Here is a 16912-nt window from a genome sequence, read left to right on the forward strand (position 1 = left end):
GCTATGCTGGGATAAAAACTCAGGAACATAGGGGAACTAGCACACTCTCAGCATTTGCATAGTGAGTGATTCTTGTAATGGGCTCCTCTAAAAAATTGACTTAAATTTGCTTTGTGTTTTTTAAAATAGAGGAGCCTTATCAATTTTTTACATAATAAACTGATAAATTTGAGGCTTTTTAACCGTTTTCTGATGCAACTGTGTGTTTTTAAGGAAGTCTACATACATTTTATGTCCTCATCCTGGTACGGAATATGAAAAAAATGCTTCATAGTATGGTATAAAAATAGCGCATAGATGATATGAAGAATATCATGAGTCAGGAGGTTTTTCAGAATTTAAAAAACTTATTTACAATATGGGGAGATGTGCTGATGAGTAAATTTAAGACACATGAAAAATGGTTTATTTTTTTAAAGACGGCGAATATTTTTTTTACTGTGTTAAATTCATGCGTAATATCACTTTATTTGAAAAATCAAAACTTTTCGTATTTTCAAATAAGTATTTTATTTTCGCTTATTCTCGGTGTAGGTTTTATTTTTGAATATCCTTCAGGTCTTTTAGCCGATTACTTTGGGCGCAAAAAAACTTTTGCTGCAGGTCTCTTTTTTTCTTGTATGCAGTATTTATGTTACGGATTTGCGAGAAACTTTTTATTTTTTTTGTTCGGTTCTTTTTTTGCAGGGATAAGTGATGCTTTTTTATCGGGTTCACTTGAAGGCTGGCTTGTTTCTGAAAATAAAAAGATAGAAAATGAAAAAAATAATGTACGAGTTTTTTCTATTTCTCGAACATGCATAAATATATTTTCCGTTGTTTCAATTTTACTGATAACCCGTTTTATCGATTTAGGTATTAACCGCTTATTTGTTTTTGCCGGAATAGGCTTATTTATTTTATCGGGGGCAGCATTTTTTATTTTCCCCGATAACAAGGCTCAAGATGCAACGATAAAGCAAAATTTAAAATCGTCCGTAAACGAGCTATTCCATAGTAAATCCGTTTTACAGGCTGGTTTAATTTTAGCTTCATTATACACCTGTTTTTCCATATATATTCTTATTTGGCAAAATATGGCTCGCTCTTTATCTTTTACAGATGCACATATTCCATTATTGCGATCGATCACTCTTGTAGGAGGAGCTATTGCCTCGTATACAGCTCGTAAAGCTAGAACCGTTTCAGCTAAAAGAAAAATACTTACAAGTTGCTTTATATTGATTGCCGTTTCGTTTTGTATTATGGCGATTAGAGGTAACAGTTGTATTTTTTCAAAAACATATCTATTTTTACAGCCGTTTACAGCGGCAATGTTTGTTTACGGTTTGGGAACAGGAGCCGTTATTCCGCTTTTTTACGGACATCTAAGTGAGGTAATTAAAGGAGAAGCGCATGCATCGGTTTTTTCGTTGGTAAGCGGATTTGCGAGTTTGGTAGGTATCGGTACAACGATTATAATCGGCATTGTAATTGACTATGCAGGTTTTTTTAAGATTCTTATTGCAGGAGCGGTTTTTTCAGGTTTTACTGGAATTATAATTACCGCGAGATTTGGGAAAATAAAGGTAAAACAATAACTGAGGCAAAAAACTGTCTATTATAAAATTTATAACAAAACAAACTTTGGTTCTCTTGAGCAAATACATTTCTTATGATAGTATTTAAACTGCGGGTTACTGTAACTCGCAGCTTTTATTTTATGGAGGTATCAATTTTATGGAAGCAAAAAAACTTACGGAAAGCGTTTATTGTATTCATGCAGATATACATGACAGAACAGCACGCTTTGAAGGTATATGGCTATTGCCTCACGGCGTTTCTATAAATTCTTATGTTGTAAAGGGAGAAAAAACCGCCCTTATAGATATAGTAAAAGACTGGGACGGCTCGGTAGATTCTTACCGAAAGCAGCTTGAATCCATAGGGCTTTCGTTTTCTTCTTTTGATTATGTGATCTTAAACCACCTTGAACCTGACCACGCAGACCTTATAAACCTTGTGAAGGAAGAAAACCCTAAGGCCGAAATTTTGGCTTCTTCAAAAGGTGCTGCCCTTGTCAAAAACTTTTTTAAGATAAACGAGGGGGTAAGGGCCGTAAAAGACGGAGAGGTTTTGGACCTAGGCGGAGGGAAAAAACTTGTATTTTATGAGACGCCGAATATCCACTGGCCCGAAACCATGATGACCTATGACCCTGACGATAAAATTTTATTTTCTTGCGATGCCTTCGGCTCGTACGGTTGTATAGGCGAAAAAATCTTCGATGACCAGCACACGGAAGATGAACTTAACTTTTTTGAAAATGAGGCCCTTAGGTACTATGCAAACATCGTTGCAAGTTTCAGTACCTTTGTAAACAAGGGAATCGAAAAACTTGCCGCCCTTGAGCTTAAATTTATTTGTCCGAGTCACGGTCTGGTTTGGAGGGGAAATCCTTCACGAATCGTAGAACTTTATAAAAAATTTGCAGATTATAATACCGGAACCGGAAGCGGATTGGAAAAGACCATCTGTATTATTTGGGGCTCAATGTACGGTTATACCAAGGCCGGTCTTGATGCGGTTATTGAAGGAATAGATGAAGAAGGCGTACCTTATTCTATCTATAGAATTCCCGACACGGATGCTACCTTTATTTTGGGAGAAGCCTACCGCTCTGCAGGTCTTTTATTGGCAATGCCTACCTATGAGTACAAGATGTTCCCGCCTATGGCCCATATCCTTGACCTATTTGAAAGGAAGCACTTTATCAATAAAAAGGTGTTCCGCATAGGAAGCTGGGGCTGGGTAGGGGGAGCCAAAAAAGAATACGAGGAAAAAATAGAAAAATTTAAGTGGACCAATATCGAATCCCATGAATGGCAGGGTAAGCTCAGCGATGAGGATAAGCGGATATTAAAAGAAAGAGGCAGGGAATTGGCAAGGGCCGTAAAAAACGGATAAAAATCTTTCCCAAAAACTTTGCGATATCTTGACATATTCTTACATTTTATGCAGAATACTTGAGCTCATTTTTTTAGTTTATATGTTTAGTCGAGAGAGCTTAAATATTTAGTGAGGTAAGTTATTGGCAAGCGAAATTTTAACTATTGAAGAAGTAGCCCGTTATTTGCGTGTTTCCGAGAGAACCGTTTACGAGTGGGCTCAAAAAGGTGAAATACCTGCCGGAAAGATTGGGACGGTCTGGCGTTTTAAAAAAGATGATATTGAGAGCTGGGTGGATGAAAGGTTAGCCTCTTCAAAAACTTCGGCTCCTAAGCAGCATAAAATAGTAACCGAAAATTTTTTGTCGCCTGACAGGGTTGTCCTTTTAGATTATTCTACAAAGCATGATGTTTTGGTTATGATGTCGGAGGTGCTGGCTAAGGCTCCTCAGGTAAAAAATTCGGCAGAGCTTTTAGATGCAATTTTAAAAAGAGAAGCTCTCATGTCTACCGCTGTAGGAAGAGGAATTGCCATTCCCCACGTAAGATTGTCCTCAGTTACCGATCTTGTAATGGCTGTAGGTATTTCTAAAAGGGATATCTTAGACTTTGATGCTGTTGACGGAAACCCCGTGCGATTGGTCTTTATGATTGCCGCTGCAAACAATCAACATGATTATTATTTGCAGACAATCTCCCATTTTAGTGCAAAACTGCGTAATGAAGAGCTTAAAAGCAGCCTATTAAATTCTACCGACCCCATGGAGATTTATGCTCTTTTGTGCGAATAGGCTGCGGTAGTGATGGACTCCGGGGCTCTTTTAGGTCTTCCGAATTATGACTCTCCGGCGGAACTCAAGGCTCTTTTAGAGACTCTGGGTTTTGCCATGCAAAAAAAATTCGGCCAAAATTTTTTAATCGATAAAAAGACCCGCGATAGCTTGATTTCCTTTTTAAATCTTGATAAGGGAACAAGGGTTTGGGAAGTAGGCCCCGGGCTTGGGGCTATGACCTATCTTCTTTTAGAAAAGGGAGTTAAGCTTACCGCCTTTGAAATTGACAAGGGCTTTATATCCCTTTTAAAGAAATTCTTTTTAGAAAACTCAAAACAAAGCTTTACTCTTGTTGAAGGGGATGTTCAAAAAAACTGGCTTCCTTACTTAAAAGAGCACGGAAAGCCCGATATTTTTTTCGGCAATCTTCCGTATAACATTGCTTCCGAATTGATTGCTTCTACTGTAGAAGCCGGAGCCGTTTTTGATACAATGCTCTTTACCGTGCAAAAAGAAGCTGCCGAAAGGATTACTGCAAGGCCTGACAATAAAAACTATACGGCATTTTCGGTACTTTGCTCCTTGTTTTATGAGTGCAAGATAGTTAAGACTATTCCTGCCTCAGCCTTTTGGCCCCAGCCCAATGTAGAATCCGCCGCCGTCTTGTTTAAGGCAAAAAAAGAATTTGCAGAATATAAAAACTTTAAGCTTTTTATTAAAATAGTCAAAGCTCTTTTTTCTTCGCGCCGAAAAAATATAAAAAACAATTTGGGTTCGTGGATGAAATCAAACGGGTACGGCGATAAGATCGATTTTGTTTTAGAAAGGTCAGGCTTAAGCGGAAATTTAAGAGCCGAATCCCTTGCCCTATATGATTTTTTGCTTCTTTCTGATATAATTTCTTCTTTGGATAAAAATAAATGAAGCATACAAAAAAAATTGCTTTTTTAATTTTCTTTGTTTCTCTTTTTTCCGTTTTTCCGGTTTATGCTGAAGATTCCAATGTTTCAAGAACTCCCGATCCTTATGGGGCAGAGGAATTTAAGCAATGGCAAAAGGATTTACGCCGCTTTGAGATTATAACTTTCGGTGCCTTGCCCTTTGTTTCGCTTTTGTCGTTTTGGGCCTATGACATAGGCCGCTCAATAGCCCATAAGGGGGATCCGGCCTATAATCCATGGCCTATTAAAGATGCCAAGGTTGCGGTAAAGCTTACCGAAAAGGAACAACTGGGAATTTTTTTAACGGCTGTCGGCATTTCTTTAGGAGTTGCAATAATAGATTTAACCTACCGTTCAATTAAACGATCTAATGAAAAAAAATTAGAAAAACATAATCAAGAAGAAATGCCTGCAATTATTTTGATTCCCCTTGAAGAAAATAAAAGTGAAGAAACCGAATCTTCCAAAACAGAGGAATCCGATGGGGCTCAATAAGAGTGTTCCTTGCAGATCCATATCCGAAAAATTTAAGGTTGACGGTCTTGTATCTCCTTGCAGGATTGATGTTTATTGTACCGAAACCTTGAAAAACTTAAGCCGCTCTCAATTAAAGACGGGCTTAAAATCTCTTTATGTAAATTCGCAAAAAGCCAAACTTTCCCGTAATGTACAAAACGGAGACCTTATTGAGCTTGTCTGGGATAATCCGATCCCCGAATATGCCCATCCTCAAAAACTTCCGCTTAATATAATTTATGAAGATAAAAATATAATTGTTATTAACAAGGAAAGGGGTATGGTAAGTCATCCGGCTGGTGGAAATTGGGATAATACCCTTGTAAATGCCTTAAATTATTACAGGCTTTATGATTCCGAAATTAAGGATGAGTTTGCCGTAGCTCTTAATAAGCTTTTAAGGGAAGAAGTAAAAACTATTGAGAATCTTCCCTTCGACTCTTACCGCATGGGTATTGTTCACCGTCTGGATAAGGAAACTTCGGGGCTTATTATTACTGCAAGGAATTTAAAAACCGAAAAGCTTTTAAAATCTTTTTTTAAAAAAAGGGCGGTAAAAAAATATTATCTTGCAGTTCTTGACGGCGTTCCGCCTAAAAATAAGGGCAGGATAAAAACTTGTATTTTTCGATCAAGTTCCGACAGAAAAAAATTTAGTGTTTCTGCCGATTTGTCAAAGGGAAAAATTGCTCTTTCAGCCTATAAGGTTCTGAAATCCAACGGAAAAATGTCCTTGGTTCTTTTTAGGATTTACACAGGCCGGACTCATCAAATCCGCTTACATGCCAAGTTTATGGGATGCCCCGTTGCAGGCGATAAGGTTTACGGCAAAAAAAAGACAAGTCTTGAAAAAAAGACCGGTCTTGTCAAAAAGACAAGTCTTGAAAAGACCGGTATGCCGCTTATGCTTCATGCTTATAAGCTGATAATTCCTGATACCGTAAATTCAAAAAAAGAATTTAAGGCACCTATACCTAAGGATTTTAAACAAATACTGATACGGGAGGCTCTATGTTAATTGATTGTAAATTTTCTTCTCAAGTTGAAGTTATTTTTGAAAATGATGCTTATGCAGTTCTATATAAGCCTCGCGGGATGCCTACGGCTCCTCTTACGGAAGACGAAGAAGGGACTCTGGTTTCTTGGTTTTTAAAAAGCTGCCCCGGAGCAGCGTCGGTAAAAGGAAAAAAAGATATTGAAGCAGGTCTTGTTCACAGGCTTGATACGGCAACAAGCGGCTTGGTTTTAATAGCAAAAAATCAAGAAAGCTATGATGCCTTAAATTTAATGCAAGGAAACGATTTAATAAAGAAAACCTATGCCGCCTTTACGGATGTTGATAATGAGGCGGATTTAAATGCGGATTTTTCAGCGGCGAGTCTTCCATATAGAATTTCAAGCCAGTTTAAAGCTTATGGGCCTAAAGGAAAAAAAGTTTTACCTGTTTTTTACGGTATGCGAGATTTTTCTTCTACCGGTAAAATGTATACGACCAATATTATCGATATAAATAATTTTCCGCCTACAGGCAATTCGGCACCGATAATAACCTGCACATTAACTCAAGGATTTAGACATCAGGTAAGGGCTCATCTGGCTTCCATAGGGCTGCCTATTTACGGTGATCCATTATACAACGAAAAATTCAAAGATTTTCCGCAAGAAAAAATCGATACACATTCTTATCCCTTGCAATTATATGCCGTAGGTCTTTCTTTTCCTAAGCCTAAAAAAAACTTTAAGCTTGAGGACTCAAAAGACTATGTATCCTTTTTGCTTCAGCCGCCAGATAAAATGATCCTGTAATCAAAAGAGGCCGCTTTTTTTCTCTACATTCGATTATCTCATTTTTTATTACGGCTTCATAGTCTGCATCTTTTTCTATCATACAGGAAGAATCTTTTAGAGCTTCTTGGAAAATTTTATAGCTTAATTCGGGATTGCTTTTTTTTGAATGACCCGGAATTGTAACGATGATTTTTGCAAAGTTATCCTTAAAAAAAGGAACCATGTCCTTTACATTTTTATCTTCGGCACAAGCAAAGATGAGATTTCCTTTTTCCTTTACAAGCTCGGTATAGGTGCTCATGCACAGGGCAATGCTGTTCTTTGTATGGGCTCCGTCTATTATAATTTCAGGATTATCCGAAAGAATCTCAAAGCGGGCAGGGAGCCAGGCCGATGCAAGCCCCTTTTCTATAAGAGCCTCATCCATTTCCGGAAAAAGATATTTTACCGTACAGGCTGCAAGGGCTGCATTTTCCGCCTGAATCAGGTCAAGAAGTTTTAGGTTTGAGCTTATAGGCCTTTTAAAGAGGCTGCCCAAGTAATGCGACTTTTCGAATTCCATATCTATTTTTAAGCCCGCTTTTGAAAGACTATAGTTTACGGGTTCTTTTAGGATTTCGGGGATATAAAAAAATTCCGCATTCAGCTCAGCCGCTCTTTTTTTAAAGACCGCCGGCACCTCATCGGGCTGCTTACAGCAAAAGACCGGAGTGCTTTCTTTTATAATGCCGGCTTTTTCAAAAGCTATTTTTTCGAGGGTATCGCCCAAGTATTGGGTATGTTCAAGCTCAATGGGGGTTAGAACGCAGGCCTTAGGTTTGAGGATATTTGTCATATCAAGCCTTCCGCCCATCCCCGTTTCGATAACCGCCCAATCCGTTTTTTGCATACTAAAAAGCAAAAAGGCCGTAAGCGTAACTATTTCAAACCAACCGGGATCTATTTCGGGCTCCTTTTTGAGTATAGCCCCAAAGCCTTCAACGATTTTTTTATAAGAGCCGGAATAGGCCTCATCATCAAAAAAACTTCCTGCCAGGGTCATCCTCTCTCTAAAGTCCGATACATGGGGAGATGTATAAAGGCCTGTTTTTTTTCCGGCTTCTTTTAAGATTGAAGCAATCATAGTAGAAACGGAGCCCTTTCCCTTTGAGCCTGCAATATGAATCGATAAAAAGTCCTCTTGAGGATTACCAAAAAAATCGGCAAATTTCCGCATTTTTTTAAGATTATCTTCATTTTTATTTGCATTCCGCTCATAATTTATAAAGGCATCAAGCCATTTACCGAATTCTTCTGTATTCATAGGAGTCCTCCCTTGTTAATCACGTAAATCGATTTTACTAAAAAGTACCGATATTTACTATCGGTAAGGATGATAAGGCACAGGATAGACCGCCTATTCTTATGCGGATAAAGTGTCCATTCTTATGCAGGTAGGCGGCTTAAAATTGTGAACGGTGGTTGTCCCTTGCCCTTTTAAAGGCAGGAATACAGGTTAATGTCTACTTTTGAGATGGATGCAAGGTATAAGGGAGCTTATGAAGCTAAAAGAGAAACAGCCAAACTTATGAAAATGGAAAAATGTGATAATAAGTTTATTATGAGAATAACCGGCCTTTCCGAAGAAGAGATTGAGAAATTAGTGGTTGAAAACAGAGGGATTGGGACTTTTCCATAGAGTCTGGTTCCGAGCCGCACGAGCCAATCCGCCCAAAGCTTTAGATAATCGGTTTTCCCCGTATTATAGCTCAAAACATTACCGTATCGCACACCCCGACATTACCGTATCGCACACTCCTGCATTATAGTGCAGCACACTCCTGCATTATAGTGCGGCACACCCCTGCATTATAGTGCGGCACACTCCTGCATTATGTGGATAGCCCGTCCACTCTTACAGGTGTGAACTGTTCACCCCTGTAGTTTTACATCCCACCCGTTCGAGTGGGTACCCCTGATCCGAGCGATGCGAGAGGCTCGATCAGGGCGGAGGGAAGCATTCCTTCTGCTCGAAGGGAACGGTTCCACTCGGTCGAGCGGCTACCCTTCACCTGCCCGAGTGGGAACTCTTCACCCGTCCGAGTGGGTACCCCTGATCCGAGCGGGGCGGACAGGATGAATTGGTACTACAGATTTAATTCGGTTTGCTGTCCGCTTCAAGTTTTCCTTTCCGTAAAACTTGCAAATAGAGCTATTATCTCTTTTTAAGATAACCGTTGCTATCAATATACCACTGCGAATTTCCGTTGTCTTTTACGGAATAATGGCTGCCCTCAAAACTCAAGCGGACTGCAAAAACCGTTTGCATTTTCAAACACTGTTTGTGCAGTCCGCCCTGTTACGGCAGCACATAAAATTTAGCACCGTTTTGCGGCTCGATATACATTGAGCCATATAGGTAAAAGTCTTTCGTATCATTAAGAGGTGCTGTTGACGTGCTTTGAGTACCGGTGTCCAAATCAAAACTATATGTTCCATTCACAGTTGTGTCACCATTCGTTAGTATCGTTCCATCATGCTTGCTATAGGTTTTATACTTAAACTTCAGATTGTAAATATCTGCACCAATAGACGGTGTATCGGCTATCAGCATTACGCCGTAGTTGCCATTATTTGTCTTATAAAAAATAAGGCGACCTTTCAAGTTATTGTTACTGTATTGATAATCTGTGGTAGTCAGATTGCTTTCGAATGCTTTTATCAGGTCATTCGAAATAGTGTCAAAAATCGTGGCAGGATCATCTGTCAGTTTACCGTTGCTGCCAACACACCAATTCTTCGCAGGACTTCCTCCCCGCGTTACGAAGAATTTGCCCGCTTGGCTTGCAAGATCTACGCCCGAACCGGCTATCAGCACCTGCGTACTCGGGTTGTATTTGTTGTCCGGTACCGTAATGCGCGCTGTGAATCCGCTTAAGTTGCTGTCGGCGCGGATCTTTGTGCCGTCGTCCAAATACACGTCGTTGTTTGCGTTAATTTGCAAGGTATCTTTCATAGTTACTATTGTGTTTTTTGCGTATATGCCTTGGCCTTTTGCCGCCCGATTGCCGAGAATCTGCAAGCTCTGAACGCCGGAGGATGGGTCTGTGGAATCTTTCAGATTTAAGGAGCAGGCATCGCCGATATAGATGCCGCCGCCTTGGCCTTCGTCTGCTCCGGTACCTGTCGCTTTGTTTGCGTCATTTGTATCCGTGCCGCCGATGGTACCGCCGCTGATTGTTACGGCGGACGGAGTGTTCGGCGAAACGTCGGCCTTTACCGCGTAGATTGCGCCGCCTTTTAGCACCGCCTCGTTGCCCGTAAGGGTGCAGCCTATCAGGGTAACGGTTGCGCCGCTTGCGTAGATTGCGCCGCCTATGCCGGCGGCATTGTTCGGTGTGAGCCCTTTGCAGTTTTTAATGATTGTGTTTGTAAGGTTTACGGCGGTGCCCAAGCCGCATCCGATAGCCCCGCCTTTGTTTGCTTGGCAGTCTTCGATAATGCAGTTCTCAAGCTGTGCCTTGCTGCCGCTGACGGTAACATTAATGGCGCCGCCAAATGCTCCGGTTGTGTTTTGACCGCCTTTAAGCGTCAGTTTTTTAAGGGTAAGTGTTTTGCCGCTTTGTACCATGAAAATGCGGTGTGTGGTTGAGGGGGCATCCGTGCCGCCTGAGTTTGCGTTCAGGATGTCTGTAGTATTATTGCTGCCCTGTATCGTGATGTTTTTTTCGATGATGATTTGGCCTGAGTTGCTGCCGACGTTTGTCGCCTTAATTTCGCCGTTTATCGTGATAACGGCATTGTTGTCGGCGATTTCGACAGCTCTTTTCAGCAGTTTCCACGGCTGCGGGTCTGTTGATTTTATGGTTGTCGTTTTCTTAAACTTGACCTTTACGGTTGTATTGCCGGTTACTGTAAGCGTATAGCCGGTATTCGTTCCGTTTACCGGAGTGCCGTCCTTTGTCCAGCCGTCCACTTCCCATGCAAGTTTGGGTGTTGCGGTAAAGGTTACGGTTTTGCCGTACGTAATGTTTGAAGCAAGGGTCTGCAGGGTTGAGTTGTTCGATGTTCCGGAAGTTCCGCCCGTTATCTGTGCCGTTAGAGTTCCGGTACCGCTTTCTACACAAAATTGTACCGTGTAGTGGTCTTCCGTCCACACTGCATACAAGTCTACCGTCCCGCCTTGAGCATCGGTAAGGTTGTTTACCAGAGCTCCGTTAGCATGTGCCACAGTAGTACTGCCGGAACTCGTTGCCCAGCCGGCAAAGGTATGACCTGTCTTTGTAAACGCATTTGCAGTAAGATTCTGAGGCACATTATATGTAAACGTCTGATTGCTCATAGTACCGCCCGTATGACCGTTGCCGTTAAAGCGTACCGTGTAGGTATTTGCCGTCCACTGTGCCATGTAGGTGGTATTGCTCGAGGGGAATACCGGCGGTGTAGATAATAGGGGACTCCAGCCGCTAAAGGTATAGCCTGTATTGACGGGATTTGCCGGAACCGTGAGCGACGTACCGAATCTGCCTGAGAGCGTTACATTCGACGTACTGCCGCTTATGGTTCCGCCGTTCGGATTGAACGTTACGTTTACGGTCTTGCGTTTGTAATATACTTTGACAACCGTACTGCCGTCCGCCGCGATTGTTGCACTTGCAGGGTCTTGGCTCGCAAACTCAAAACCCGTATAGGTTTTATATATTCCGGTGATGTGAGCTCCCGTTGTGCCGGTCGGGTTCTCGGTTTCCTGCGGACTTGTAGGATATTGTCCTGCCGGCTCGGCAGGAAGCTCCTGATAATGCTCGACCCTGTATGACGTACCGCTATTCGGTGCCCACTGTGCATAAAGCGTGATATTGGCGGTTATCGGTGTTGTAAAGTTCCATTCTTGACCCGGCGTACAGTTTTGGTCTTTATACCAGCTGCTGCCTAAGGTATAGCCCGCCCGTGTAGGTACATTGGGAGTAACGGGTGCAGCAGCAGCCGTGTTGTGCGGCACGAGTACGGTACGCGATGTAGATGTAGTTGAACCGTCCGTAAATGTGCCGCCGTTTGCGTGGAAAGTAACGCTATGACACTTGAGAACTTTGTAATACTTCGTTGTAGTCGATGTCGGCGTATATCCCGTGCCGTCCGTGTGATATTTTACCTCGTAAAGCTTTTCGTTTGCAGTGCCTAAGCCGAGCGAAGCCGTAACGGGATTACCGTCATACGGCGATACAGCCCCCGTTGCCGAGCCGCCGACTACTTCTTGTACCGTGCAGTGAACGGTTGTTCCTGCGATATTTTGTATTGTAATCTGCGCTTCGGGTGCACTCGTTTCCCCGTTTATGATGATGGGGCTGCCTACGGAAGTTCCACTTCCGCTTCCCGCACCTTGCTGACCACGCGCTATATTAACGGTTTCGAGAGGCGGCTGCGGACGGGCTGTTCCCGTTTCAAGCACTGCAGAAACCAGTCCCTTATTGTCCTTGAGTTTAACTGTGTAAGGTTGGTATGCATTACCGACCGGTAACTGGGTATCGTAGTACAAAACCCAGTTACCGGAAGGCGGCACGGGATAACCTGCAAGCTGTGTAACCGCCGTAATAAAGTGCGCATCGGAAGGTTTTACAAAATCTCCGCCGCTTACCGTCAGCGGGTATGAAGTGCCGTTTATTTCAATCTGTGCAATGTCTTTGTGGAGCTTTCCGCCGGTAACAGATACACCCATATCGGGAACTTCCAGACACAAAACGTAAGTCGGAGAAGCCGAATTTGTCTTTGCAAGAACGGCGGTCGGCTTGGGCGGCGAAGTATTCACTTTGAGGTTAAAGCCGGCCTTTTTACCGAATTTTCTTCCGTCCTCGGCTATAAGGGTAATTTCAGCTCCGATGTCTTTGGTACACCACTCGTAGTCTTTCAAAAAGAGCGGTTTATACGTAAGCTCCAGTTTATCGTTTGCGGTTTGAACTAGAGTATAGTAAGTGCCGTATGTGGGCTGCGTTGAAAGGCCCGGAAAGCTGATAACCTTTCCTGCATCGGCGGGGGATGTAGGCATAACGAGCTTAATGTTTTTGGGGTTCGTCAGTTTAATCGTAACCTTTACCTCTTCCGCCGATGATACGCACTGCACACCGTCTATTGTTTTTGCCGGCTTATTTATGGCTGAATTCGAAGGGATAACTTCCGCCGACCAATTCTTCGGGGTCATCTAAAAACTGTTTACAGGCTGTAAGTATTATAGTTGTCAATAGTGCTGCTGTAATTGTTAAAATCTTTAAAAGTTTTTTCATAATTGTTTTTCCTTTATTTAGGGGAGGTTTCGATTATTCGTAGTACAGTATAGCACGATTCCGCAAATACTTCAAGTTTTGGATCCTCGTAAATTAAACCCTATTGCTAAAAAACGGAATATGGAATATTATATGTGTATGTGTCAAGTTATTCTACCCGATAATTTAAAAGGTTTTAAGATTTATATGATCGGTATTAAGGGTACGGGAATGACGGCTTTGGCGGAAATTTTGGTTTCGCGTGGAGCCGTGGTTTCAGGAAGTGATGTGCCTGAAAATTTTTATACTGATGATGCTTTAAAAAAACTTAATATAAAAATTTTTTCTCCCTTTTCTCCAGATAATATTCCTGATGATACAGGGCTTGTTATTTATTCGGCTGCCTATTCCCCCGATAATAACGAAGAAATGTATGAGGTAGAACAAAGAGACCTTCCTAAGATGTCTTATCCCGAGGCTATAGGAGCCTTGTCCCGTCATTCCTATTCTTGCGGTATTGCAGGCGTCCAAGGAAAGACCAGTACAACGGGGATTACGGGTTCTATCTTAAAAGAATTAAAACTTCCCGTTTCGGTGTTGGCAGGAAGCGTAATAAAGAGCTTCGGCGATTCATGCACAATGCTCGGCGGTTCAAAATATTTTGTTGCCGAAACTTGCGAATATAAAAGGCATTTTTTAAATTTTCATCCTAAAAAGATAATTTTAACGGGAGTTGAACCGGATCATCAAGATTATTATCCGACCTATGAGTCTATATTGACTGCCTTTTTGCAGTATATAGACAGACTTCCCCAATTCAGCGAGCTCTTTTATTGTGCAGATGATGATGGCGCTTGCGAGGCTGCCCGTTTAAGTTTTTCCAGCAGACCCGATCTTATTTTTATTCCCTATGGGGAAAAAGCTTCGGGAGATTATAAGCTGACTGTTTCAGGCGTACGGGATGAAAAACTTTATTTTTCTCTTGCCGGCTTTTCGGGAGAGTTTTATCTGCAGATTCCGGGAAAACATAATGCCCTAAATGCCGCGGCTGCAATAGCCCTTTCGGTGAGCCTTTTAAAAGAAGAATACGGCGAAATCTCGGTTTCCAATGTTTCTGCCATCAAAAAGGCCGTATCTTCATACGCCGGAGCAAAGAGGCGCACCGAGTTAATAGGTAAGATAGAATCTAAGGATATTTTGATTTATGATGACTATGCCCATCATCCTACAGCCATCAAGTCTCTTTTAAGCGGCTTACGCCAATTTTATCCGAAAAGAAGAATAATTGCAGACTTTATGTCCCATACGTACACTCGGACGGAAGCTCTTTTGGAGGAATTTGCTTCTTGTTTTGGAGATGCCGATATGGTAATTTTGCACAAGATTTTCAGCTCGGCACGTGAAAAATATCAGGGGCAGGTAGATGCAGAGCTCCTTTTTAACAGAACAAAAAAATATCATAAAAATGTCTTTTTCTTTAATGAAGTATTGGATGCAAAAAAATTTGTTTTAGAAAAATTAAAGCCGGGGGATATTTTTATTACAATAGGTGCGGGAAATAATTATGTTCTAGGTACCGAGATTTTAAAAGAACTTAGTTAAAATAAGGAAAAATATATGAAAAGTATGACGGGCTATGCCCTTACCGAAAAGACCGAACCTAATTCCTTTATAAGTTTGGAACTAAAAAGTTATAATTCAAGATATTTGGATTTAAATTTAAATTTTCCCTTTTGGCTTTCTGCCCTTGAGCCTGTTTTTAGAGCTTACTTTTCTGAAAGGATAGCCCGCGGGAAGGTTGAGGTTTCCCTCCGTGTAAAGGATGCGGATATAGATGTAGATATCCTTACAAACACTAAGGTTGCAAAGGCCTATGCAAAGGCCATGAGGGAGGTGGCTGAGGCTGCCGGAATAAGTCCCGAAATAGATATAAACCGTTTTTCCGAAAAAGAAGGCGTTATTACAATTGAAAGAAATATAGATATTCCTGCCTGGGAAAATATATTGTTGCCTATTTTTGAAGAAACATTTATAAAATACGATAAAACTAGGCTTGATGAAGGAGCTGTATTAAAAAAAGATATCTTAAGCAATCTGGACAGAATCTATTCTTCTATAAAGACAATAAAAAAGTATGCTCCCAAAATGGAAGAAATTTTTTGTCAAAATATTAAAGAAAAATTTACCGAGCTTTTAGGCAGCGAAATAAATGAACAGCGTATTATGCAGGAAGTTGCCGTAATGCTCGTTAAGTATACAATCAACGAAGAAATTGTCAGGCTTGAAGCCCATTGCGATGCTTTATCCCTTGAGCTTAAACGCAGTGTTCCTGTAGGAAAAAAACTCGACTTTATATGTCAAGAGATAAACAGGGAGATAAACACAATAGGTTCAAAAAATCAGATGATTGAAATGTCTCAGTCTATTATCGAAGTAAAAGATGCTCTTGAAAACATAAGAGAACAAAGCAGGAATGTTGAGTAGGATAAAAGAATGAAAGAGAGAACTTATAAAATCCCTGAAGGTAAAGAGTTGAGAGTTGCAATTTCAGGGCAGTCCGGCTGCGGAAATACTACGGTTTCTACATTAACTGCAAAGGCTTTAAATTTACCATGTATTAATTATACTTTTAAAAATATTGCAGAAGAACTTAATATTTCTTTTGAAGAAGTTCTAAAAAGAGCTAAAAAAGATTTTTCTTTCGATAAAATGGTTGATAAAAAACAGATTGAACTTGCTTCTACAAGCTCCTGTGTTTTGGGATCAAGGTTGGCAATTTGGCTTTTAAAGTCAGCTGACTTGAGAGTTTATCTAAGGGCCTCTATAGATGTCCGCGCAAAAAGAATTCAAAAAAGAGAAGGCGGCGATATACAAAAAATAAAGGCCGATACCGATTTGCGGGATATGGAAGATACACGAAGATACAAAGAGCTGTATGGTATCGATAATACCGAATATGAAAATGCCGATTTGATTATAGATACTGATCATATTGGGCCGGAACTGATAGTTGAAAAAATATTGGAAGCTCTTTATAAAAAAAGTCTTTTAATTTAGAAATCCTTTGATTGTTTTTTTGTCCTCAGCCGATAAATCCGTAAAGCTTAAATTTAGAACATTGTCATTTGAGATTATCTTACAGTCCGGAAAAATGAAGGTGTTTTCTATTTTAAGGGAGCATTGATCGAGTACCATGTTATTTTTTAAATCGCTTACATTTGCCGGAGTGTCCGGTAAAAATAAAAGAGTTTCTTCGGTCAAATTTTTTACGGTTCCTGTTATTATTGTTTCATTTACAGGATTGGTAAACAAAAATTGAACACTTTTTGAAATGTCTTTGCTTTGACCGCAATGATAACGGTTAAAAATCATTCTCAAATCTTCAATAATAGTCTTGAAGTTACTGCTTTCAAAATTTACAATCCCTTGAATTCCTAAAAACATCGCCTTGTCGGCATCTTCTGTAGAGAAATCATTAGCCGTTAAAAGCGTAATCAATACTTCTTCCTTCGATCTGCCCCAGCGGATATGCCTGGCTATAGGTTTCCAGTGACGCGGAAAATCTCTGGCATTTATGATAACCATATCGGGGCTAATTTCTTCAATATTGTCTAAAGCCTTTAGAGGGGAGCGGTAGTGTATAAGGTCAAATTTATATTCTGAAAAAAGAGGCTGTAGATCATCAGTTGAACGCGGTAAATCCGAAATCAATAATGCTTTCATTTAAAATACAT

Annotated in this window: 14 protein-coding genes and 1 pseudogene; 11 read left to right on the plus strand and 4 right to left on the minus strand. The window is 40.8% G+C overall.

Annotated elements, in window-relative coordinates; all coding sequences use genetic code 11:
• The first annotated feature begins 374 nt into the window (after positions 1 to 374).
• The 7 genes from E4N78_RS03655 to E4N78_RS03685 all read left to right on the plus strand — a co-directional run bounded on the left by E4N78_RS03655 (position 375) and on the right by E4N78_RS03685 (position 6963).
• Positions 375 to 1580 (plus strand): MFS transporter, encoded by a 1206-nt coding sequence (locus E4N78_RS03655; RefSeq protein ID WP_255811712.1) that lies wholly within the window; start codon positions 375 to 377, stop codon positions 1578 to 1580.
• Positions 1581 to 1719: 139 nt separating this feature from the next.
• On the plus strand, positions 1720 to 2946 hold the full coding sequence (locus tag E4N78_RS03660) for an FprA family A-type flavoprotein (RefSeq protein WP_255811713.1): 1227 nt from the start codon (positions 1720 to 1722) through the stop codon (positions 2944 to 2946).
• 124 nt (positions 2947 to 3070) lie between these two features.
• Positions 3071 to 3718 (plus strand): PTS sugar transporter subunit IIA, encoded by a 648-nt coding sequence (locus E4N78_RS03665; RefSeq protein ID WP_255811714.1) that lies wholly within the window; start codon positions 3071 to 3073, stop codon positions 3716 to 3718.
• 12 nt (positions 3719 to 3730) lie between these two features.
• Positions 3731 to 4624 carry a 16S rRNA (adenine(1518)-N(6)/adenine(1519)-N(6))-dimethyltransferase RsmA gene (rsmA, locus tag E4N78_RS03670; RefSeq protein ID WP_255812312.1) on the plus strand — a complete coding sequence of 298 codons (894 nt, stop codon included), beginning with the start codon at positions 3731 to 3733 and terminating at the stop codon, positions 4622 to 4624.
• Positions 4621 to 5136: a hypothetical protein gene (locus tag E4N78_RS03675; RefSeq protein WP_255811715.1), complete on the plus strand. Its 516-nt coding sequence runs from the start codon at positions 4621 to 4623 to the stop codon at positions 5134 to 5136. The genes rsmA and E4N78_RS03675 overlap by 4 nt, the downstream gene beginning before the upstream one ends.
• Positions 5123 to 6175, plus strand: a complete 1053-nt coding sequence (locus E4N78_RS03680) for an RluA family pseudouridine synthase (RefSeq protein ID WP_255812313.1) — start codon at positions 5123 to 5125, stop codon at positions 6173 to 6175. Before E4N78_RS03675 ends, E4N78_RS03680 begins: the two co-directional genes overlap by 14 nt.
• Positions 6169 to 6963 carry a pseudouridine synthase family protein gene (locus E4N78_RS03685; protein WP_255811716.1) on the plus strand — a complete coding sequence of 265 codons (795 nt, stop codon included), beginning with the start codon at positions 6169 to 6171 and terminating at the stop codon, positions 6961 to 6963. Before E4N78_RS03680 ends, E4N78_RS03685 begins: the two co-directional genes overlap by 7 nt.
• Here E4N78_RS03685 and E4N78_RS03690 read toward each other — a convergent pair.
• The gene (locus tag E4N78_RS03690) at positions 6896 to 8248 is read right to left on the minus strand and encodes a bifunctional folylpolyglutamate synthase/dihydrofolate synthase (protein ID WP_255811717.1); all 1353 of its coding nucleotides are present in this window, start codon (positions 8246 to 8248) and stop codon (positions 6896 to 6898) included. The genes E4N78_RS03685 and E4N78_RS03690 overlap by 68 nt on opposite strands.
• A gap of 177 nt (positions 8249 to 8425) precedes the next feature.
• On the opposite strand from E4N78_RS03690, the pseudogene E4N78_RS03695 reads away from it, so the two are divergent.
• Positions 8426 to 8623 (plus strand): annotated as a pseudogene (locus tag E4N78_RS03695) (hypothetical protein); the annotation flags it as partial.
• A gap of 660 nt (positions 8624 to 9283) precedes the next feature.
• Here the strand turns inward: E4N78_RS03695 and E4N78_RS03700 are convergent.
• Together E4N78_RS03700 and E4N78_RS03705 are read right to left on the minus strand one after the other, a co-directional pair.
• Positions 9284 to 13117, minus strand: a complete 3834-nt coding sequence (locus tag E4N78_RS03700) for an InlB B-repeat-containing protein (RefSeq protein WP_255811719.1) — start codon at positions 13115 to 13117, stop codon at positions 9284 to 9286.
• The gene (locus E4N78_RS03705) at positions 13062 to 13199 is read right to left on the minus strand and encodes a hypothetical protein (protein ID WP_255811720.1); all 138 of its coding nucleotides are present in this window, start codon (positions 13197 to 13199) and stop codon (positions 13062 to 13064) included. The genes E4N78_RS03700 and E4N78_RS03705 overlap by 56 nt, the downstream gene beginning before the upstream one ends.
• A 138-nt stretch (positions 13200 to 13337) precedes the next feature.
• Between E4N78_RS03705 and murC the strand changes: the two genes are divergently transcribed.
• The 3 genes from murC to cmk are packed head-to-tail and all read left to right on the plus strand — an operon-like array spanning position 13338 to position 16235.
• Positions 13338 to 14780 (plus strand): UDP-N-acetylmuramate--L-alanine ligase, encoded by a 1443-nt coding sequence (gene murC, locus E4N78_RS03710; protein WP_255812314.1) that lies wholly within the window; start codon positions 13338 to 13340, stop codon positions 14778 to 14780.
• Positions 14781 to 14795: 15 nt separating this feature from the next.
• Positions 14796 to 15662 (plus strand): YicC/YloC family endoribonuclease, encoded by an 867-nt coding sequence (locus tag E4N78_RS03715; RefSeq protein ID WP_255811721.1) that lies wholly within the window; start codon positions 14796 to 14798, stop codon positions 15660 to 15662.
• Between the two features lie 9 nt (positions 15663 to 15671).
• Positions 15672 to 16235, plus strand: coding sequence for a (d)CMP kinase (gene cmk, locus E4N78_RS03720; RefSeq protein ID WP_255811722.1), 564 nt, complete (start codon positions 15672 to 15674; stop codon positions 16233 to 16235).
• On the opposite strand, the gene E4N78_RS03725 is transcribed toward cmk, so the two are convergent.
• Positions 16227 to 16901 carry a response regulator gene (locus E4N78_RS03725; RefSeq protein WP_255811723.1) on the minus strand — a complete coding sequence of 225 codons (675 nt, stop codon included), beginning with the start codon at positions 16899 to 16901 and terminating at the stop codon, positions 16227 to 16229. The two genes, cmk and E4N78_RS03725, sit on opposite strands and share 9 nt — an antisense overlap.
• Positions 16902 to 16912 lie beyond the last annotated feature (11 nt).

The organism is Treponema denticola, from assembly GCF_024400535.1.
Lineage (GTDB): Bacteria > Spirochaetota > Spirochaetia > Treponematales > Treponemataceae > Treponema_B > Treponema_B denticola_C.

Coding starts and splice junctions, on each gene's coding strand:
- rsmA (WP_255812312.1), top strand. CDS start 3,731: ATGGACTCCGGGGCTCTTTTAGGTCTTCCGAATTATGACTCTCCGGCG.
- E4N78_RS03675 (WP_255811715.1), top strand. CDS start 4,621: ATGAAGCATACAAAAAAAATTGCTTTTTTAATTTTCTTTGTTTCTCTT.
- E4N78_RS03660 (WP_255811713.1), top strand. CDS start 1,720: ATGGAAGCAAAAAAACTTACGGAAAGCGTTTATTGTATTCATGCAGAT.
- E4N78_RS03655 (WP_255811712.1), top strand. CDS start 375: ATGAGTAAATTTAAGACACATGAAAAATGGTTTATTTTTTTAAAGACG.
- E4N78_RS03685 (WP_255811716.1), top strand. CDS start 6,169: ATGTTAATTGATTGTAAATTTTCTTCTCAAGTTGAAGTTATTTTTGAA.
- cmk (WP_255811722.1), top strand. CDS start 15,672: ATGAAAGAGAGAACTTATAAAATCCCTGAAGGTAAAGAGTTGAGAGTT.
- E4N78_RS03725 (WP_255811723.1), bottom strand. CDS start 16,901: ATGAAAGCATTATTGATTTCGGATTTACCGCGTTCAACTGATGATCTA.
- E4N78_RS03700 (WP_255811719.1), bottom strand. CDS start 13,117: ATGACCCCGAAGAATTGGTCGGCGGAAGTTATCCCTTCGAATTCAGCC.
- E4N78_RS03680 (WP_255812313.1), top strand. CDS start 5,123: ATGGGGCTCAATAAGAGTGTTCCTTGCAGATCCATATCCGAAAAATTT.
- murC (WP_255812314.1), top strand. CDS start 13,338: ATGTGTCAAGTTATTCTACCCGATAATTTAAAAGGTTTTAAGATTTAT.
- E4N78_RS03705 (WP_255811720.1), bottom strand. CDS start 13,199: ATGAAAAAACTTTTAAAGATTTTAACAATTACAGCAGCACTATTGACA.
- E4N78_RS03690 (WP_255811717.1), bottom strand. CDS start 8,248: ATGAATACAGAAGAATTCGGTAAATGGCTTGATGCCTTTATAAATTAT.
- E4N78_RS03715 (WP_255811721.1), top strand. CDS start 14,796: ATGAAAAGTATGACGGGCTATGCCCTTACCGAAAAGACCGAACCTAAT.